We start from the raw sequence: 20,268 nt of genomic DNA on the forward strand, positions 1-20,268 counted from the left end.
CGCCGACGGCACCGCTTACCCTTCTGCCATGGCCACGCTGATCCTCGTACGACACGGGCGGTCCACCGCCAACACCGCAGGGCTGCTCGCCGGATGGACCCCGGGGGTGACCCTCGACGAGCACGGAGCCGCACAGGCCGCCGCGCTGCCCGGGAGGCTCGCCGCCGTGCCCCTCGCCGCCGCCGTCACCAGCCCGCTGGAGCGGTGCGCCGAGACCCTGGCCCCGCTGCTGGCGGCGCGGCCCGGACTCGCCCTGCACACCGACGAGCGGATCGGCGAGTGCCACTACGGCGACTGGTCGGGCCGCAAACTCTCCGAACTGTCCGAAGAACCGCTGATGCGCATCGTCCAGCAGCACCCCTCGGCCGCCGCCTTCCCCGGCGGCGAGTCCATGCGCGCCATGCAGGCCCGCGCCGTGGACGCCGTACGGGACTGGAACGCGCGGATCGAGGAGGAGCACGGCGCCGACGCCGTGTTCCTGATGTGCTCGCACGGCGACATCATCAAGTCCCTTGTCGCGGACGCCCTCGGCATGCACCTGGACCTCTTCCAGCGGATCCACGTCGACCCCTGCTCGGTCACCGCGATCCGCTACACGCCGACCCGGCCCTTCCTGCTCCGGCTCGGCGACACCGGCGACTTCGCCTCCTTCGCACCCCGCGAAAAGGCCTCGCCGGACGCCGCGGCGGCCCAGGACGCCGCGGAAGCGGGCGGCGAGGCGGTCGTAGGGGGTGGTGCGGGCGCGGTGTGATCGAACGGAGCAGTAGGGTGGACGGGCCAACCCATGGGCGCAGCCCTGCCCCTGCTGCCGACGCTTGGAGACTGGACGTGCCCCGTCAGGTGTTCCTCTACGACCCACCGGACCGTTTCGTGGCCGGCACGGTCGGCCTGCCTGGACGCCGTACGTTCTTCCTGCAGGCCTCCACCGGCCCCCGCGTCACCTCCGTCTCCCTGGAGAAGACCCAGGTGGCGGCGCTCGCGGAGCGGATGGAAGAGCTGCTGGACGAGGTCGTGCGGCGCACCGGGGGCAATGCCCCCGTCCCGGCCGTGGCACCCGCCGAAGCGACCGACACCGCCCCCCTCGACGTCCCCGTCGAGGAGGAGTTCCGCGTCGGCACCATGGCCCTGGCCTGGGACGGCGAGGACCAGCGCATGATCGTCGAGGCGCAGGCCCTGGTGGAACTCGACGCCGACTCGGAGGAGGATCTCGCCGAGGCGGAGGAGCGGCTGCTCCAGGACGAGGAGAACGGTCCGCCGATGCTCCGGGTCCGCCTCACCGGCGCCCAGGCCCGGGCCTTCACCAAGCGGGCCCTGGACGTGGTCAACGCGGGCCGGCCGCCGTGCCCGCTGTGCAGCCTCCCGCTGGACCCCGAAGGGCACGTCTGCCCGCGCCAGAACGGCTACCGGCGCCAAGCGTGAACGCAACGGGGGGAACGCCGGAACTCGAAGCACTGCTGGCCCACGGGGAACTCACCGTCGTCGGCCGGATCCGGGAGGCGTCCAACGCCGTCCTGCTGTGCACCGTCACGCACGGGGGCACGAGCACCGACTGCGTGTACAAGCCGGTCAAGGGCGAGCGCCCGCTGTGGGACTTCCCCGACGGCAATCTCGCCCAGCGCGAAGTCGCCGCCTACCTGGTCTCCGAGGCCACCGGCTGGGGGCTCGTGCCCCCGACCGTGCTGCGCGACGGACCGTACGGCGAGGGCATGGTCCAGCAGTGGATCGAGACCGGGGAGTCCCCGGAGGCCGAGCTGCTCGCGCTCGTGGACGGCGAGGAGGCGGGGGAGGGCTGGAAGCCCGTCGCCTTCGCCGAGGTCGGCGAGGGCCGCACCGCGCTCCTCGTGCACGCCGACGACGAACGGCTGCGCCGCATGTCCGTCCTCGACGCCGTGATCAACAACGGCGACCGCAAGGGCGGCCACCTGCTGCCCGCCCCCGACGGACGCCTCTACGGCATCGACCACGGCGTGACCTTCCACACCGAGGACAAACTGCGCACCCTGCTCTGGGGCTGGGCCGGGGAGCCGCTGACGGAGGAAGCGGGGTCCGTCCTGACCGCCCTGGAGGCCGCACTGGCCTCCGGACAGCCCCTCGCCACCCGACTGGCCGAACTGGTCACCACCGCCGAGCTGGCCGCCGTACGGGCCCGCGTGGCCCTGCTGCTGCGCTCCGGGAAGCATCCGCAGCCCTCGGGGCAGTGGCCCGCGATCCCCTGGCCGCCCGTCTGACCGGGCCGGGGCCCGCAGCGGGACCCACGCACAGAACCGGCCATGGCGCAAGAGCGCCGATCCGGACAACAGTGCAGGTCCGGTTAGTTTTCGGAACACCCGTCCGGTTAGGCTCGAGACATGCATGCCTGGCCCGCTTCTGAGGTCCCCGCCCTGCCTGGCAAGGGCCGCGACCTCCAGATCCACGACACCGCGACCCAAGGGGCGATCACCCTCGCCCCCGGTCCCGTCGCCCGTATCTACGTCTGCGGGATCACCCCGTACGACGCGACGCACATCGGTCACGCGGCGACCTACAACGCGTTCGACCTCGTGCAGCGCGTGTGGCTCGACACCAAGCGGCAGGTCATCTACGTCCAGAACGTCACGGACGTCGACGATCCACTGCTGGAGCGGGCCCTGCGCGACAACCAGGACTGGACCGAGCTCGCCGAACGCGAGACGGCTCTCTTCCGTGAGGACATGACCGCTCTGCGGATGCTGCCGCCGCAGCACTACATCGGCGCCGTCGAGGCCATACCCGGCATCGTGCCGCTGGTCGAGCGGCTGCGCGATGCGGGCGCCGCCTACGAGCTGGACGGCGACGTCTACTTCTCGGTGGAGTCCGACCCGAACTTCGGCAAGGTGTCCAACCTGGACGCCGAGGCGATGCGGCTGCTGTCGGCCGAGCGGGGCGGCGACCCCGACCGCGCGGGCAAGAAGAACCCGCTCGACCCGATGCTGTGGATGGCCGCCCGCCCGGGCGAGCCGAGCTGGGACGGCGGCTCGCTGGGCCGCGGCCGGCCCGGCTGGCACATCGAGTGCGTGGCCATCGCCCTGGACCACCTGGGGATGACCTTCGACATCCAGGGCGGCGGCTCCGACCTGGCCTTCCCGCACCACGAGATGGGTGCCTCGCACGCCCAGGTCCTGACGGGCGAGTTCCCGATGGCCAAGGCGTACGTACACGCCGGGATGGTCGCCCTGCACGGCGAGAAGATGTCGAAGTCCAAGGGCAACCTGGTCTTCGTATCGGCCCTGCGGCGTGCGGGCGTGGACCCGGCGGCGATCCGCCTGGCCCTGCTCTCGCACCACTACCGCGCGGACTGGGAGTGGACCGACGAGGTCCTCGCGGAGGCGGTGGCCCGACTGGGCCGCTGGCGCGCGGCCGTCTCCCGCCCCGACGGCATCCCGGCCGACGACCTGGTCGAGGAGGTCCGCGAGGCCCTCTCCGACGACCTGAACGCCCCTGCCGCCCTCGCGGCGGTGGACCGCTGGGTCGAGCGCCAGCTCGTCACCGACGGAGACGACGAGTCGGCCCCGGGCCTCGTGTCCCGCACGGTCGACGCGCTGCTGGGCGTGGCCCTGTAACCGGAAATTCCAGCCCCTCCGGCGTTTGAGGAGCGGGGTCCGGGGCAGCGCCCCGGGAAACAGCGAAAGGGCGGGGCGGGGAGAAAATCCCCGCCCCGCCCTTTCGTACGGCTACGCCTCCGGAGGCGTCTCGTCCTCGTCCGGCGAGACCGCCGGAGGCTCGTCCACCGACGGCTCCGGCTTCCGCTTCGGCGGCCGCGTCAGCCCGCCGGAGGTGTCCCGCAGATACGACCCGTCCCCCGGCTCCGCCCCGGCAGACGGATCCCGCCGCCGCAGGTACCGCTCGAACTCCCGGGCGATCGCATCCCCGGACGCCTCGGGCAGGTCGGCGGTGTCCCGCGCCTCCTCCAGCGTCTGGACGTACTCCGCCACCTCGGAGTCCTCCGCGGCCAGTTGGTCCACGCCCAGCTGCCACGCCCGCGCGTCCTCGGGGAGTTCGCCCAGCGGGATCCGGATGTCGATCAGATCCTCGAGGCGGTTCAGCAGGGCCAGCGTGGCCTTCGGGTTCGGCGGCTGGGACACGTAGTGCGGCACCGCCGCCCACAGGGACACCGCCGGCACCCCGGCATGGGTGCAGGCCTCCTGGAGGATGCCCACGATCCCGGTCGGGCCCTCGTACTTGGTCTCCTCCAGGTCCATCGTCCGCGCCAGATCCGCGTCAGAGGTCACCCCGCTGACCGGCACCGGCCGGGTGTGCGGGGTATCGCCCAGCAGCGCCCCCAGGATGACGACCATCTCCACGCCGAGTTCGTGGGCGAAGCCCAGGATCTCGTTGCAGAACGAACGCCACCGCATGGACGGTTCGATGCCCCGCACCAGCACCAGGTCGCGCGGTTTGGTCCCGCCGATCCGGACCACCGACAGCCGGGTCGTCGGCCACGTGATCTTGCGGACCCCGTTGTCCAGCCACACCGTCGGCCGGTTGACCTGGAAGTCGTAGTAGTCCTCGGCGTCCAGAGCCGCGAAGACCTCGCCCTTCCACTCCCGGTCCAGGTGTGCGACCGCACCGGAGGCCGCGTCACCCGCGTCGTTCCAGCCCTCGAACGCGGCCACCATGACCGGGTCGATCAGCTCGGGCACGCCCTCAAGCTCGATCACCCAGGTCTCCTTCCGAAGTTCCCTTGTGTACGTGGGTCAGCCTAAGCCTTGATGAGGCACCGGCCACAGCCCACGACAGAGGGGCGGTTCCCCTGGAACCGCCCCTCTGCCCGTTCACGCCCCTGCTTATGCCTTGTGGGCCAGCATCTCCTCGACCCGGCCGCGCACTTCCGCGTTGTCCAGACCGCGGACCGTCACCGTCGTACGGCGGCGCAGCACGTCGTCCGCCGTCTCGGCCCACTCGTTGTCCCGGGCGTAGGCGACCTGCGCCCAGATCTCCGGCCCGTCCGGGTGGATCCGCTCGGCCAGCGCCGGGTCCTCGTTGGCGAGGCGCGCGATGTCGAAGGCCAGCGAACCGTAGTGCGAGGCCAGGTGCCGCGCGGTCAGCGGGTCCATCCGGGAGCCCGGCTCGCGGTCCACGAGCAGCCGGTGCGCCACCGCGTTCGGGTTGGCGACACCGGGCAGCGCGATCCGGCGTACCAGCGACTTCACCGGCTCCATGTCCTCGGTCAGCGGGCTGCCCGGCAGCTTGGCCAGCTTGTCCATGACCACGCGCCCGATGTGCCGGTACGTGGTCCACTTGCCGCCGGCCACCGACAGCATGCCGCCCGCACCCTCGGAGACGACCGTCTCGCGCTTGGCCTTCTCGACCCCGCCCGGGCCGCCGGGCAGCACGCGCAGACCCGCGAAGGCGTACGTCATCAACGAGCGGTCCAGATCCGCGTCCTTCACCGAGAAGGCCGCCTCGTCCAGGATCTGCTGGATGTCGGCCTCGGTGGCGCGCACGTCCGCCGGGTCGCCCTCGTACACCTCGTCCGTGGTGCCCAGCAGCAGCTGGTCCTCCCACGGCAGGGCGAAGGTGATGCGGTACTTGTCGATCGGGGTGGCCATGGCGGCCTTCCACGGCGACTTGCGCTTCATCACGATGTGCGCGCCCTTGGAAAGGCGGATGGACGGCATCGAGTGCTTGTCCTCCATGCGCCGCAGGTGGTCCACCCACGGGCCGGTGGCGTTCAGCACGACACGGGCGTCCACACCGAACTCGGTACCGTCCAGGCGGTCCTTGAGCTCGGCGCCCGAGACCCGGCCGCGCGTCATGCGCAGACCGGTGACCTCGGCGTGGTTCAGGACGACCGCGCCCGACTCGACGGCCGCGCGGACCGTCATCACGGCGACGCGCGAATCGTTCATCTGGTGGTCGTAGTAGACCGCGACGGCCTTGAGGTCGTCCGTCTTCAGACCCGGGTTGTCGGCGGCGGCACGGGCCGGAGAAATGATCTTGCCCATGCCGTCGCCGAAGGCCGACAGCGCCGAGTACGCGAACACGCCCGCGCCCAGCTTCGCCGCACCCACCGGACCGCCCTTGTACACCGGGAGGTAGAAGGTGAGCGGGTTGACCAGGTGCGGGGCCACGTCCTTGGCCAGCACCCGGCGCTCGTGGTGGTTCTCGGCGACCAGCTTGACCGAACCGGTCTGCAGGTAGCGCAGGCCGCCGTGGACGAGCTTGGAGGAGGCCGAGGAGGTGGCGCCGGCGAAGTCGCCGGCGTCCACCATGGCGACCCGCAGACCCGACTGCGCGGCGTGCCAGGCCACCGAAATGCCCAGGATGCCACCGCCGATGACCAGCAGGTCGTACGTGGCCTTGGCCAGCTGCTCACGGGTCTCGGCACGGCTCGCGTTCGAACCGGCGGTCGGGTGCGTACCCAGGGTGGGAACGCTCTGCAGGGTGCTCATATCCGTTGACTCCTACTTACTCGTCGCAGTGCGCCGGCCGTGCGGTCAGCTGGCGTCTTCGTCGTCGACCCAGCCCATGGACCGCTCGACGGCCTTGAGCCAGCTCTTGTACTCGCGCTCCCGCTGCTCGGCGGGCATCCGCGGGGTCCACTCCGCCGCGCGGCGCCAGTTGGCGCGCAGGGCGTCGGTGTCGGGCCAGAAGCCGACGGCCAGGCCGGCGGCGTAGGCCGCGCCGAGGCAGGTGGTCTCGGCGACCATCGGGCGCACCACGGGGGCGTCCAGGAAGTCCGAGAGCGTCTGCATCAGCAGGTTGTTGGAGGTCATGCCGCCGTCGACCTTGAGGGCGGCGAGCTCGACGCCCGAGTCCTTGGTCATGGCGTCGGTGATCTCGCGGGTCTGCCAGGCGGTGGCCTCCAGGACGGCACGGGCGATGTGCGCCTTGGTGACGTACCGGGTGAGGCCGGTGATCACGCCGCGGGCGTCGGAGCGCCAGTACGGGGCGAACAGGCCGGAGAAGGCCGGCACGAAGTACGCGCCGCCGTTGTCCTCGACGGAGGAGGCCAGGGTCTCGATCTCGGCCGCGGACTTGATCAGGCCCATCTGGTCGCGCATCCACTGGACGAGCGAGCCGGTGACGGCGATGGAGCCCTCCAGCGCGTAGACCGGCTGCTGGTCGCCGATCTGGTAGCCGACCGTGGTCAGCAGGCCGCTGTAGGAGTTGATGATCTTGTCGCCGGTGTTCATGAGCATGAACGTTCCGGTGCCGTACGTGGACTTCGCCTCGCCCTCGGCGAAACAGGTCTGGCCGAACAGCGCGGCCTGCTGGTCACCGAGCGCCGAGGCGACCGGGACACCCGCGAGGACGCCCTCCTTGACGTGGCCGTAGACCTCGGCGGAGGACTTGATCTCCGGGAGGACGTTGAGCGGTACGTCCATGGACTCGGCGATCTTCTCGTCCCAGGCCAGGGTGTGCAGGTTCATCAGCATGGTGCGCGAGGCGTTGGTGACGTCGGTGACGTGCACACCGCCCTGGGCGCCGCCGGTGAGGTTCCAGATGACCCAGGAGTCCATGGTGCCGAAGAGGATGTCCCCGGCCTCGGCGCGCTCGCGCAGGCCCTCGACGTTGTCGAGCAGCCAGCGGACCTTGGGGCCGGCGAAGTAGCTCGCCAGCGGCAGGCCGGTCTCGCGGCGGAAGCGGTCCTGGCCGACGTTGCGGCCGAGCTCCTTGCACAGGGCGTCGGTGCGGGTGTCCTGCCAGACCAGCGCGTTGTGGACCGGCTCGCCGGTGTTCTTGTCCCACAGCAGGGTGGTCTCGCGCTGGTTGGTGATGCCGACGGCCTTGACGTCCGCCGCGGTGATCTCCGCCTTCGCGATGGCCGAGGCGACGACCTCCTGGACGTTGGCCCAGATCTCGGTGGCGTCGTGCTCCACCCAGCCCGGCTTCGGGAAGATCTGCTCGTGCTCCTTCTGGTCGACGGCGACGATGCGGCCGTCACGGTCGAAGACGATGCAGCGGGAGGAGGTGGTGCCCTGGTCGATCGCGGCGATGAAGGGGCCGGTGCTGGTGGTCATGGTGGCTGCTCCTGGCAGGTGTCGAAGTAGGCGGAATCAGAATGGCGGTGCGGGAGGTGCCGTGGTGCCGATTGCTGATCAGGCGAACGCGATGTTGTACAGACCGCCGGCGAGCGCGGCACCCGCGAGGGGACCGAGGACCGGGATCCAGGAGTAGCCCCAGTCCGAGCCGCCCTTGTTGGGCAGCGGCAGCAGGGCGTGGACGATGCGCGGGCCGAGGTCGCGCACCGGGTTGATGGCGTAACCGGTCGGGCCGCCGAGCGAGAGGCCGATGCCGACCACCACGAACGAGGTGATCAGGACGCCGATCACGCCGAGGCCCTTGCCGTCGTCCTGCAGGCCCTGGGTCAGGATGGCCAGGACCAGGACGGCGGTGCCGATGATCTCGGTCGTCAGGTTCTGGACGACGTTGCGGATCTCGGGGCCCGTGGAGAAGATCCCGAGCACGGGGCCGGCCACGTCGTGCGGGTGCGGGTCCTCGGGACCGAGCTTGGCGTCACGGATGTGCTCCGGGTCGGACAGGTGCGCCCGGAACTGGCCGTAGTAGGCGAGCCACATCAGAACCGCGCCGATCATGGCGCCGAGGAGCTGGCCGGCGAAGTAGACCGGAACGTCACCCCACTCGCCGGTCTTGATCGCGATGCCGACGGTGACCGCCGGGTTCAGGTGTGCACCGGAGAGCGGTGCGGAGACGTAGGCGGCGATCAGGACGGCGAAACCCCAGCCGAAGGTGATCGCGAGCCAGCCGGCGCCCCGAGCCTTGGAGCTCTTGAGGGTCAGTGCGGCGCACACGCCGCCACCGAGCAGGGTGAGCAGGGCGGTACCGATGGTCTCGCCGATGAAGATGTCGGAGCTGGACACCCGCGACTCCTTTGTCGTTCAGGGGTGGTGGCCGCCGGGTCCCTCCGGCGGTCCACGCACTCGGTGAGTGCTGCACCGGTCCTTGGCCTTGCCACACCCTAGCGCGTATTGCCGGTAGGTGTTCGGCATTGCCGACCGATGAACGGCAGTTTTCCGCCCAGGTGAAGCGGGCGTCAAGAGTTGACCAGGCCAATGAGCCGGATCGTTACCGGCCGGTGTGATCGAACAAATTAGGCCATTCGTTGATCATCAAACGCCAAAAACCACCCAAATGCCACTTTGACGCGGCCGTTGGGTGGTCCGGGCGGAGCGATGAGGTCATGCCAAGGTCAGAACCGGCCCGCCCCGAGATCGCGCGAAACCGCCCGCGCGCAGTCCCGTACGGAGGCCACCAGCGACGCCCGGGGCTCTCCGGAGTCCCCGCACACCCGCTCCACGGCGCCCGCGACGGCCACCGCACCGACCGGCATCCTGCGGCGGTCGTGGATCGGGGCCGCCACCGAGGCGATCCCGTCCCAGGTCTCCTCGACGTCGCTGGCCCAGCCGCGGGCCCGGATCAGCCCCAGGACCTCCTCGAAGCCGGCGCCGTCCGTGACCGTCCGCGGGGTGAAGGACTCCCGCTCCACCTCGAGGACCTGCGTGTGCGCCACCGGGTCGTACGCCGACAGCACCTTGCCCAGGGCCGTGGAATGCAGCGGCTGCATGGCCCCCACCTCCAGCACTTGACGGCTGTCGTCGGGCCGGAACACGTGGTGCATGATCAGCACCCCGCTCTTGTGCAGCACCCCCACGTACACGCTCTCCCCGCTCGCGCGGGCCAGGTCGTCCGTCCACACCAGGGCGCGCGCCCGCAGCTCGTGGACGTCCAGATAGCTGTTGCCCAGGCGGAGCAGCTCCGCGCCGAGCTGGTAGCGGCCCGAAGCCGGGTCCTGCTCCACGAAACCCTCGGCCTGCAGCGTGCGCAGGATCCCGTGCGCCGTGCCCTTGGCCAGGCCAAGGGAGGAGGCGACGTCCGAGAGCCCCAGCCGGCGCTCGCCGCCCGCCAGGAGCCGCAGCATCGCAGCGGCTCGTTCGAGCGACTGGATGTTCCGTGCCATCGCGCAGCCTCCTGCTGACGTAGTTCGACAATGCTGAACACTATCGGTCGATGCCGACTTTGTGCATGATGAGGGCAGAGTCCACCGATACGAGTGGCCCAGGACACCCCGGCCGGAAGTCGCCGCCCTCCGGGCACAGAATGCAGTCCGCCACGTGGGACACCCTCACCGGGGCCGGGTATGCACCGTTACCCTGGCCGCGTGCACCCTTGACACAGAGGGGGTGCAAAGCCGACAGCCGTCGCATCCCAGGGAGCTCAACCATGGCCTCGTTGCCGAACCCGCCCGCAGACACCCAGACCCGGGCCGATGCCCTCCGCCTGGCGTTGAAGACCCGCGTGGTCGTCGCCGACGGAGCCATGGGAACCATGCTCCAAGCCCAGGACCCCACCCTGGAAGACTTCGAACAGCTCGAAGGCTGCAACGAGGTCCTCAACGTCACCCGCCCCGACATCGTGGCCAATGTGCACCGCGAGTACTTCGAGGCCGGTGTCGACTGCGTCGAGACGAACACGTTCGGCACGAACTATGCCGCGCTCGCCGAGTACGACATCGCCGACCGGAACCACGAGCTGTCGGTGGCCGGTGCCCGGATCGCCCGCGAGATCGCCGACGAGTTCACCGCCTCCACCGGACAGCAGCGCTGGGTCCTCGGCTCGATGGGCCCCGGCACGAAGCTGCCCACCCTGGGCCACATCGACTACGGAACCATCCGCGACGCCTACCAGATCAACGCCGAAGGCCTGATCACCGGCGGCGCCGACGCGCTCCTCGTGGAAACCACCCAGGACCTCCTGCAGACGAAGTCCTCCATCGTGGGTGCCCGCCGCGCCATGGAGGCCCTCGGCGTCTCCGTCCCGCTGATCTGCTCGGTGACGGTGGAGACCACCGGCACGATGCTCCTGGGTTCGGAGATCGGCGCCGCGCTGACCGCGCTGGAGCCGCTGGGCATCGACATGATCGGCCTGAACTGCGCCACCGGCCCCGCCGAGATGAGCGAGCACCTGCGCTACCTGGCGCGCAACTCCCGCATCCCGCTCTCCTGCATGCCCAACGCCGGCCTGCCCGTCCTCGGCAAGAACGGCGCGCACTACCCGCTGTCCGCCAGCGAGCTCGCCGACGCCCAGGAGACCTTCGTCCGCGAGTACGGCCTCTCCCTGGTCGGCGGCTGCTGCGGCACCACCCCCGAGCACCTGCGCCAGGTCGTCGAGCGCGTCCGCGGCCTGGACCCGGCCGTCCGCGACCCCCGCCCCGAGCCCGGCGCCTCCTCGCTCTACCAGACGGTCCCGTTCCGCCAGGACATCTCCTACATGGCGATCGGTGAGCGCACCAACGCGAACGGGTCGAAGAAGTTCCGCGAGGCCATGCTCGAGGCCCGCTGGGACGACTGCGTGGAAATGGTCCGCGACCAGATCCGCGAGGGCGCGCACATGCTCGACCTGTGCGTGGACTACGTCGGCCGTGACGGCGTCGCCGACATGCAGGAGCTGGCCGGACGCTTCGCGACCGCCTCGACGCTGCCCATCGTGCTGGACTCCACCGAGGTCCCCGTCCTCCAGGCCGGTCTGGAGAAGCTCGGCGGCCGCGCCGTGATCAACTCGGTGAACTACGAGGACGGCGACGGCCCGGAGTCCCGTTTCGCGAAGGTCACCCGCCTCGCCCAGGAACACGGCGCCGCGCTGATCGCCCTGACCATCGACGAGGAGGGCCAGGCCCGCACCGTCGAGCACAAGGTCGCCATCGCCGAGCGCCTCATCGACGACCTGACCGGGAACTGGGGCATCCTCGAGTCCGACATCCTCATCGACACCCTGACCTTCACCATCTGCACCGGCCAGGAAGAGTCCCGCAAGGACGGCATCGCCACGATCGAGTCGATCCGCGAGCTCAAGCGCCGCCACCCCGAAGTCCAGACGACCCTGGGCCTCTCCAACATCTCCTTCGGCCTCAACCCGGCCGCCCGCGTCCTGCTGAACTCGGTCTTCCTCGACGAATGCGTCAAGGCCGGCCTGGACTCCGCGATCGTCCACGCCTCCAAGATCCTGCCGATCGCCCGGTTCGACGACGAGCAGGTCACCACCGCCCTCGACCTGATCTACGACCGGCGCGCCGAGGGCTACGACCCCCTCCAGAAGCTGATGGCCCTCTTCGAGGGCGTCAACACCAAGTCGCTGAAGGCCGGCCGCGCCGAGGAACTCCTCGCGCTGCCCTTGGACGAGCGCCTGCAGCGCCGGATCATCGACGGCGAGAAGAACGGCCTGGACGCCGACCTCGACGAGGCCCTCCAGACCCGCCCCGCCCTCGACATCGTCAACGACACCCTGCTGGAGGGCATGAAGGTCGTCGGCGAGCTGTTCGGCTCCGGCCAGATGCAGCTGCCCTTCGTCCTCCAGTCCGCCGAAGTCATGAAGACCGCGGTGGCCCACCTGGAACCGCACATGGAGAAGAGCGACGACGAGGGCAAGGGCACCATCGTCCTGGCCACCGTCCGCGGCGACGTCCACGACATCGGCAAGAACCTCGTCGACATCATCCTGACCAACAACGGCTACAACGTGGTCAACATCGGCATCAAGCAGCCGGTCTCCGCGATCCTCGAAGCCGCGCAGGAACACAAGGCCGACGTGATCGGCATGTCCGGTCTGCTGGTCAAGTCCACGGTGATCATGAAGGAGAACCTGGAGGAGCTCAACCAGCGCAAGCTGGCAGCCGACTACCCGGTCATCCTCGGCGGCGCCGCCCTCACCCGCGCCTACGTCGAACAAGACCTCCACGAAATCTACGAGGGCGAGGTCCGCTACGCCCGCGACGCCTTCGAGGGCCTGCGCCTCATGGACGCCCTCATCGCCGTCAAGCGCGGAGTCCCCGGCGCCAGCCTCCCCGAACTCAAGCAGCGCCGCGTCGCCAAGCGCGACACTGCGGCCCTCGTCGAGGAGACCGAAGAGCCCGGCGGCCGCTCCGACACCTCCACCGACAACCCCGTCCCCACCCCGCCGTTCTGGGGCACCCGCGTGGTCAAGGGCATCCCGCTCAAGGACTACGCCTCCTGGCTCGACGAAGGCGCCCTCTTCAAGGGTCAGTGGGGCCTCAAGCAGGCGCGCGCCGGCGGAGCCACGTACGAGGAGCTCGTCGAGAGCGAGGGCCGCCCGCGCCTGCGCGGCCTCCTCGACAAGCTGCACACCGAGAACCTCCTCGAAGCCGCCGTCGTCTACGGCTACTTCCCCTGCGTGTCCAAGGGCGAGGACCTGATCATCCTCGACGAAGCCGGCAACGAGCGGACCCGCTTCACCTTCCCGCGCCAGCGCCGCGGCCGCCGCCTGTGCCTCGCCGACTTCTTCCGCCCCGAAGAGTCCGGCGAAACCGACGTCGTCGGCCTCCAGGTCGTCACCGTCGGCTCCAAGATCGGCGAGGCCACGGCCAAGCTGTTCGAGTCCGACTCCTACCGCGACTACCTGGAGCTCCACGGCCTCTCCGTCCAGCTCGCCGAGGCCATGGCCGAGTACTGGCACGCCCGGGTCCGCGCCGAGCTCGGCTTCGGCGGCGAGGACCCCGCCAAGGTCGAGGACATGTTCGACCTGAAGTACCGCGGCGCCCGCTTCTCCCTCGGCTACGGCGCCTGCCCCGACCTGGAGGACCGCGCCAAGATCGCCGACCTCCTCCAGCCCGAGCGCATCGGCGTCCACCTCTCGGAGGAGTTCCAGCTCCACCCCGAGCAGTCCACCGACGCCATCGTCATCCACCACCCCCAAGCGAAGTACTTCAACGCACGCTGAGACGCCTCGACCCACACCGAGACGCACCACCGCGCACGCCGAGACGTAATTCAACGCACATCGAGACGGACCGGCGTACACTAGTCGGTCCCATACAGGCCGGTCACCTGTTCCCCCGGGCACGCCCCCGGAGGTGAGGTGACCGGCCTTCTCGTCCCCAACGGACCCCCCGAAAGGTGCGCGCATGACGAGCACAGTCCCCGCCCCCGTCGCCCGTACGGCAGACGGACACGCCCTGCAGGCGGTGCTGCTCGACATGGACGGCACCCTCGTCGACACCGAGGGCTTCTGGTGGGAGATCGAAGTCGGCGTCTTCGCCGAACTCGGCCACCGCCTCGACGAATCCTGGCGCGACGTCGTCGTCGGCGGCCCCATGACCCGCAGCGCCGGCTTCCTCATCGAATCCACCGGCGCCGACATCGGCCTCGCCGAACTCACCGTCCTGCTCAACGAGCGCTTCGAAGCCCGCATCGCCGACCGCGTACCCCTCATGCCCGGCGCCGAACGCCTCCTGAGCGAACTGGCCCGGCACAACGTCCCCACCGCCCTGGTCTCCGCCTCCCACCGGCGCGTCATCGACCAGGTCCTGCTCACCCTCGGCCGCGACCGCTTCACCATGACCGTCGCCGGCGACGAGGTCACGCGCACCAAGCCGCACCCCGACCCCTACCTCCTCGCCGCCCACACCCTCGGCGCCCACCCCTCCCGCTGCGCCGTCATCGAGGACACCGCCACCGGCGTCGCCGCCGCCGAAGCCGCCGGATGCAGGGTCGTCGCCATCCCCTCCGTAGGCCAGATCGCACCCGCCCCGGGCCGCACCATCGTCGGCTCCCTCGAAGACGTCGACCTGCCCTTCCTGCGCTCCCTCATCACTCCGCTGAACTGACCGCGCACGCTCCGTACCGGGAGATCCGACCCCAGGACCAAGGTCCCGCGGGCGGATCTCCCGCGCACTTCCCCGGAGGCCGAAATTCCATCCCTGCCGGGGGAGTTGTCCCGGGTGACCTTTGTCACCCGCAAAGACCCCTTCGCACCACTGCGCGCCCTCCCGCACCACCCCTTGTGTCCCCATTGATCAGCACCTGACCGAATCTGCGCACCACCCCGCGCACACCGCCCGGTCAACTCCCGCAACAGAGCGACAACACCCCCGCTCCACACGGTTCAAGCCACCCCTCCGCAGGCCACTAATGTCGATACGGGCACTGCGCCGCACCTCAGCCGTCCCGGACACACACCCCTGTTCCGGAACCGCGTGGACCGATCGTCACACCACCGGCCCGATCGTTCCGCCCAGACCGGGCGACCGCCGCGATGCCCTCCACGCCAGCTTTGAACAAGTGCCGGGTCGAGGGAGTACTTCCAGCATGAACCGCAAGACCATGGCGCTGACGGCAGCCGCCGGACTGCTCACCCCCGCGCTGACCGCCTGCGGCAGCACCAGCGGCGCAGGAGCAGGATCCGGAACGATCGTCGTCGGCACCACCGACCGGTTCGAGGCAGCCGACTACGCCCCCGCCCCGCTCGACCCCGCCTACGCCTACGACGCCGGCACCTGGAACATCCTCCGCCAGACCGTCCAGACGCTGATGCACACCCCGCGAGGCGGCGGCCAGCCCGTCCCCGAAGCAGCACACGACTGCCGCTTCACCGACACCGGCAACGAGAGCTACCGCTGCGTCCTGCGCCCCGGCCTCACCTTCGCCGACGGCAGCCCCCTCACCGCGCAGGACGTCAAGTTCTCCATCGAACGCGTCCTCGCCATCAAGGACGAGAACGGCCCCTCCTCGCTGCTCTCCACCGTCGACACCGTCGAGACCAAGGGCGCCGACACCGTCGTCTTCCACCTCAAGACCGCCGACGCCACCTTCCCGCAGAAGCTCTCCACCCCCGCCGCGGGCATCGTCAGCGCCAAGAAGTACGACGCCAAGAAGCTCCGCACCGGCTTCACCGTCGACGGCTCCGGCCCCTACACGATGAAGGCCGAAGTCAAGGACAACCGCCTCGTCCGCGCCGTCTTCACCAAGAACCCGCACTACAAGGGTGATCTGAAACTCCAGAACGACAAGGCCGAACTGCGCGCCTTCGACGACTCCGACGCCATGGGCAAGGCCCTGGAGCGCGGCGCCGTCCACATGGTCTCGCGCACCCTGTCGCCCGCCCAGATCACCGAACTCTCCGCCAAGCCCCCCAAGGGCATCAAGCTCGTCCCCATGCCCGGCCTGGAGATCCGCTACATCGGCTTCAACACCGACGCCCCCGGAGTCAAGGACAAGGCCGTACGCCAGGCCCTCGCCGCAGCCGTCGACCGCAACGCCCTCATCACCAAGGTCTACGGCAAGTCCGCGCAGCCCCTGTACTCACTGGTCCCCACCACCGTGAGCGGCCACGTCAACTCCTTCTTCAACAAGTACGGCGAAGCCAACACCGCCAAGGCCGCCGACCTGCTGAAGGCCGCCGGGATCAAAACCCCCGTCAAGCTCACCCTCAACTACACCAACGACCACTACGGCGACGGCACCGCGGCCGAGTTCGAAGCCCTCAAGGCCCAGCTGAACTCCACCCAGCTCTTCGACATCACCGTCCAGGGCGCCGACTGGGCCGCCTTCAGGCCCGCACAGAAGAAGGGCGACTACGCCGCCTACGGGCTCGGCTGGTTCCCCGACTACCCCGACGCCGACAACTTCCTCGCCCCCTTCCTGGAGCAGGACAACTTCCTCGGCACCCCGTACGCCAACACCACGGTGCGCACCAAGCTCATCCCCGAATCGCGCCGCGCCGTCGACCGGGGCGTCGCCGGACCCGCGATCGCGGAGATGCAGGACATCGTCGCCGAGGACGTACCCGTCCTGCCCCTGTGGCAGGGCAAGCAGTACGTCGCCGCACGCGACGGGATCACCGGAGTGGAGTGGTCGGTCAACGCCATCTCCGACCTCCAGCTGTGGGAACTCGGCCGCGGCGTCAGCGGCTGACACCCCGGCACCAGGCCCGGTGCCCACCCCCCGGGCACCAGAACCAGACGAGCCAGTAAGACTGAGAAGGATGTTCGCGTGAAGACACGGAACCAGTGGTTGGCAGCCCCCCTCGGAGCGGCCACCGCCGCCGCGCTGCTGAGCGGTTGCGGTGCGACGGACGGCTCCAACGCCGGCAGCGGCAAGGGCGTCGTCATGGGCATATCCGACAAGGTGAAGGCCACCGACCCCGCCTCGGGCTACGACCCCGGCTCCTGGCTGCTCTTCAACAACGTCTTCCAGTCCCTGCTCAGCTTCCCCAAGGGCGGCACCAACCCCGAACCCGACGCCGCACAGTCCTGCGGCTTCGAGGGCGGCGAGAGCAAGACCTTCACCTGCACCCTGCGCGGCGGCCTGAAGTTCAGCAACGGCAACAGCCTCACCTCCAAGGACGTCAAGTACTCCTTCGAGCGCACCCTCAAGATCAACGACGAGAACGGCCCCGCCGTCATGCTCGCGTCGATCGGCACCATCGACACCCCCGACGACAAGACCGTCGTCTTCCACCTCAAGGCCCCCGACGCGACCTTCCCCAGCAAGATCGCATCCGGCGCCGGCTCCATCGTCGACCACACCCAGTACCCCGCGGACAAACTCCGAACCGACGGCAAGGCCTTCGGCTCCGGCGTCTACAAGCTGGACTCCATCAACGACAAGAGCGCCTCCTTCTCCGTCAACGACAGCTACAGCGGCAAGGCCAAGCCGAAGAACAGCGGCGTCACGATGAAGTTCTTCAACGAGGACCAGGCCGCCCTCAAGAAGGTCCTCGAAAGCGGAGACGTCGACTTCGCCTTCCGCGGCCTCGCCGCCAAGGACATCGCCGGCCTCGCCACCCAGACCGGCGACCAGAAGGTCGAGGTCGTCCAGGGCGCCGGCGCCGAAGTCGAGCACCTCGTCTTCAACACGGCCGACCCCGTGGCCGGAAAGCTGCCCGTCCGCAAGGCCATCGCCTACCTCGTCGACCGCGAAGCCCTCGTCCGCGAGGTCTACGACGGCACCGCCACCCCGCTCTACTCCATCGTCCCGGCCGGCATCGCCTCCCACACCACCGCCTTCTTCGACCGCTACGGCGGCACCCCCCAGCCCGAGAAGGCCAAGGCAGTCCTCCGCGCAGCCGGCATCAAGGACAAGGTCAAGATCACCCTGTACTCGACGCCCACCCGCTACGGCCCGTCGACCGACCAGGAATTCCAGCTCATCGCCAAGCAGCTCAACGACAGCGGCCTCTTCGAAGCCGACGTCAAGTCCGTCGAGTTCGAGCAGTACGAGAAGGACATCCAGGACGGCAAGTACGGCGTCTACGTCAAGGGCTGGGTCCCCGACTACCCCGACGCCGACAACTTCACGCAGCCCTTCTTCGGCCCCGACAACGTGCTGCACAACAACTACGACAACAAGGAGATCACCGGGACGATCATCCCGTCGACCTCCGCCAAGTCCGACCGCTCCTCCGCCAGCGGCGACTACGCCCGCCTCCAGGACATCGTCGCCGACGAGGTCCCGATCCTCCCGCTCTGGCAGAGCAAGCAGTACGCCGTCACCCGCCAGAACGTGACCGGCCTGCAGTGGTCCCTCGACGCCTCCACCGTCTTCCGCTTCTGGGAGATCAGCAAGGGCTGAGCACCCCCCCGGCACGACGACGGGCCCGCCTCCGCACCAGCGGAAGCGGGCCCGTACCCGTACCTGCGATAAGGCGCCCGAGCAGCCTTCCCGGAGCGACCCGAGCCGCCCGCCCACAGCGACCCGAGCCGCCTACTGACCGGCCCCCGGACGCACCAGACCGCTCTCGTACGCGTACACCGCCGCCTGCACCCGGTCCCGCAGACCCAGCTTCGTCAGCACATGACCCACATGCGTCTTCACCGTCGTCTCGCTCACGAACAGATCCGCCGCGATCTCCGCATTCGACAGCCCCCGGGCCACCAGCTTCAACACCTCGACCTCACGCTCCGTCAACGAAGCGATCATGTCCGGAACGCTGTCCTCACCCGACGGCAGATGCCCCGCGTACTTGTCCAGCAACCGCCGCGTGATGCTCGGCGCCAGCATCGCCTCGCCACCCGCCACCACCCGGATCGCCTGCACCAGCTCCGCCGCCGGCGCATCCTTCAGCAAGAACCCACTGGCCCCCGCCCGCAGCGCCTCCACCACGTACTCGTCCAGATCGAACGTCGTCAGCACCAGCACCTTCGCCGGACCGTCCCGACCCGGACCCGTGATCTGCCGCGTCGCCTCCACCCCGTCCATCCGCGGCATCCGGATGTCCATCAGCACCACATCGGGCTGCAACGCCCGCACCTGATCCAGCGCCTGCAGACCGTCCCCGGCCTCGCCGACCACCGCCAAGTCCTCCTCGGCCTCCAGGATCATCCGGAAACCGGTGCGCAGCAGCGGCTGATCGTCGACCAGCAGTACGCGGATCGCCACGGGGTCTACCTCGCGTTCATCGGATTCGGTCGGACCCCAACGGGGAACCCCGCCCATTCTGCCCTGCCACCAAGATCAGGATTCGCCCCGCCCGGCGGACGGCAACGCCAGCGGATAGACCGGGGGAGTACCACCGAACTCCGGACACACCGCCTGATGATCACACCAGCCGCACAGCTTCGACTGCCGCGGCCGCCAGTCACCCGTCTCCGTCGCCTCCCGGATCGCCTCCCACAGCGCCAGCAGCTTGCGCTCCATCCGCTCCAGATCCTCGATCACCGGGTCGTACGTGATCACGTCCCCACTGCCCAGATACACCAGCTGGAGCCGCCGCGGCACCACCCGCTTCAGCCGCCACACCACCAGCGCGTAGAACTTCATCTGGAACAGCGCACCCTCGGCATACTCCGGCCGCGGCGCCTTCCCCGTCTTGTAGTCGACAATCCGCACCTCACCCGTCGGCGCCACGTCCACCCGGTCGATGATCCCGCGCAGCCGGAGCCCCGACTCCAGCTCCGTCTCCACGAAGAACTCCCGCTCCACCGGCTCCAGCCGCGTCGGGTCCTCCAACGTGAACCACCGGTCCACCAACGCCTCGGCCTCGGTGAGCCAGCGCGCCAGCCCCGCCCCCTCGTCACCCCCCGGGAACAGCTCCAGCAACTCCGGCTTCGACTCCACCAGCCGGTCCCACTGCCCCGGAATCAACGCCTTCGCCCGCGGCGCCGTCCGCTCCGCCGCCGGATGATCGAAAAGCCGCTCCAGCACCGCGTGCACCAACGTCCCCCGCGTCGCCGCCGCACTCGGCTTCTCCGGCAACTTGTCGATCACACGGAACCGGTACAACAACGGACACCGCATGAAATCGCTCGCCCGCGAAGGCGACAGCGACGTAGGCGCCACGGCCACCGCCTGCGCGGCCACCGCCTGCGCGGCCACCGCCTGCGCGGGCACCGAACCGGGTACGGAACCAGGCACGGGAGAGGTCACTGCATCGTCCGGACCGCTGCCGGGGCTCGTCGTCATAGACAAAACCCTACGACCCGCCACCGACAGCACGCGCATACCATCGACGCCGACCCCCCTCGCACTGCATGATCGGAGCATCACACCGCGCAAC

The 20,268-nt window shown here is 69.7% G+C and carries 15 protein-coding genes; 8 read left to right on the forward strand and 7 right to left on the reverse strand.

Features of this window, described 5'->3' with window-relative positions; genetic code table 11:
• Positions 1-28: 28 nt before the first annotated feature.
• From ACFRU2_RS21305 to mshC, 4 genes are all read left to right on the forward strand, one after another.
• On the forward strand, positions 29-751 hold the full coding sequence (locus tag ACFRU2_RS21305) for a histidine phosphatase family protein (protein ID WP_382974249.1): 723 nt from the start codon (positions 29-31) through the stop codon (positions 749-751).
• A gap of 77 nt (positions 752-828) precedes the next feature.
• Positions 829-1,419 carry a DUF3090 domain-containing protein gene (locus ACFRU2_RS21310; protein ID WP_243333987.1) on the forward strand — a complete coding sequence of 197 codons (591 nt, stop codon included), beginning with the start codon at positions 829-831 and terminating at the stop codon, positions 1,417-1,419.
• Positions 1,383-2,228 (forward strand): SCO1664 family protein, encoded by an 846-nt coding sequence (locus tag ACFRU2_RS21315; RefSeq protein WP_382974639.1) that lies wholly within the window; start codon positions 1,383-1,385, stop codon positions 2,226-2,228. Before ACFRU2_RS21310 ends, ACFRU2_RS21315 begins: the two co-directional genes overlap by 37 nt.
• Positions 2,229-2,348: 120 nt before the next feature.
• Positions 2,349-3,578 (forward strand): cysteine--1-D-myo-inosityl 2-amino-2-deoxy-alpha-D-glucopyranoside ligase, encoded by a 1,230-nt coding sequence (gene mshC / locus ACFRU2_RS21320; RefSeq protein WP_382974251.1) that lies wholly within the window; start codon positions 2,349-2,351, stop codon positions 3,576-3,578.
• Between the two features lie 111 nt (positions 3,579-3,689).
• Here mshC and ACFRU2_RS21325 read toward each other — a convergent pair whose 3' ends face one another.
• The 5 genes from ACFRU2_RS21325 to ACFRU2_RS21345 all read right to left on the reverse strand — a co-directional run bounded on the left by ACFRU2_RS21325 (position 3,690) and on the right by ACFRU2_RS21345 (position 9,940).
• Complete coding sequence (locus tag ACFRU2_RS21325; RefSeq protein ID WP_382974253.1) at positions 3,690-4,676, reverse strand: PAC2 family protein; 987 nt, start codon at positions 4,674-4,676, stop codon at positions 3,690-3,692.
• Positions 4,677-4,802: 126 nt separating this feature from the next.
• Positions 4,803-6,410, reverse strand: a complete 1,608-nt coding sequence (locus tag ACFRU2_RS21330) for an FAD-dependent oxidoreductase (RefSeq protein WP_382974256.1) — start codon at positions 6,408-6,410, stop codon at positions 4,803-4,805.
• Positions 6,411-6,455: 45 nt separating this feature from the next.
• The gene (glpK, locus tag ACFRU2_RS21335) at positions 6,456-7,982 is read right to left on the reverse strand and encodes a glycerol kinase GlpK (protein WP_382974258.1); all 1,527 of its coding nucleotides are present in this window, start codon (positions 7,980-7,982) and stop codon (positions 6,456-6,458) included.
• A gap of 78 nt (positions 7,983-8,060) precedes the next feature.
• Positions 8,061-8,843 carry an MIP/aquaporin family protein gene (locus tag ACFRU2_RS21340; RefSeq protein WP_266959047.1) on the reverse strand — a complete coding sequence of 261 codons (783 nt, stop codon included), beginning with the start codon at positions 8,841-8,843 and terminating at the stop codon, positions 8,061-8,063.
• A gap of 329 nt (positions 8,844-9,172) precedes the next feature.
• Positions 9,173-9,940 (reverse strand): IclR family transcriptional regulator, encoded by a 768-nt coding sequence (locus ACFRU2_RS21345; RefSeq protein WP_382974260.1) that lies wholly within the window; start codon positions 9,938-9,940, stop codon positions 9,173-9,175.
• A gap of 263 nt (positions 9,941-10,203) precedes the next feature.
• Here ACFRU2_RS21345 and metH point away from each other — a divergent pair, with 263 nt between their 5' ends.
• The 4 genes from metH to ACFRU2_RS21365 all read left to right on the forward strand — a co-directional run bounded on the left by metH (position 10,204) and on the right by ACFRU2_RS21365 (position 18,344).
• Entirely contained in the window at positions 10,204-13,713 is a 3,510-nt protein-coding gene (gene metH / locus ACFRU2_RS21350; RefSeq protein ID WP_382974262.1) for a methionine synthase, read from the forward strand.
• A gap of 184 nt (positions 13,714-13,897) precedes the next feature.
• Complete coding sequence (locus tag ACFRU2_RS21355) at positions 13,898-14,599, forward strand: HAD family hydrolase (protein WP_382974264.1); 702 nt, start codon at positions 13,898-13,900, stop codon at positions 14,597-14,599.
• Positions 14,600-15,080: 481 nt separating this feature from the next.
• Positions 15,081-16,685, forward strand: coding sequence for an ABC transporter substrate-binding protein (locus tag ACFRU2_RS21360; RefSeq protein ID WP_382974266.1), 1,605 nt, complete (start codon positions 15,081-15,083; stop codon positions 16,683-16,685).
• Positions 16,686-16,763: 78 nt separating this feature from the next.
• Positions 16,764-18,344: an ABC transporter substrate-binding protein gene (locus tag ACFRU2_RS21365; protein WP_382974268.1), complete on the forward strand. Its 1,581-nt coding sequence runs from the start codon at positions 16,764-16,766 to the stop codon at positions 18,342-18,344.
• Between the two features lie 132 nt (positions 18,345-18,476).
• Here ACFRU2_RS21365 and ACFRU2_RS21370 read toward each other — a convergent pair whose 3' ends face one another.
• Together ACFRU2_RS21370 and ACFRU2_RS21375 are read right to left on the reverse strand one after the other, a co-directional pair.
• Positions 18,477-19,151, reverse strand: coding sequence for a response regulator transcription factor (locus ACFRU2_RS21370; RefSeq protein ID WP_250740353.1), 675 nt, complete (start codon positions 19,149-19,151; stop codon positions 18,477-18,479).
• A 75-nt stretch (positions 19,152-19,226) separates the two neighbouring features.
• A complete protein-coding gene (locus ACFRU2_RS21375; RefSeq protein WP_382974271.1) occupies positions 19,227-20,174 on the reverse strand; it encodes a RecB family exonuclease in 948 nt (315 codons plus the stop codon).
• Positions 20,175-20,268: the final 94 nt, after the last annotated feature.

The sequence above is a fragment of the Streptomyces sp. NPDC056883 genome, assembly GCF_042788835.1.
In the GTDB taxonomy this organism is placed as follows: domain Bacteria; phylum Actinomycetota; class Actinomycetes; order Streptomycetales; family Streptomycetaceae; genus Streptomyces; species Streptomyces stoeckheimensis.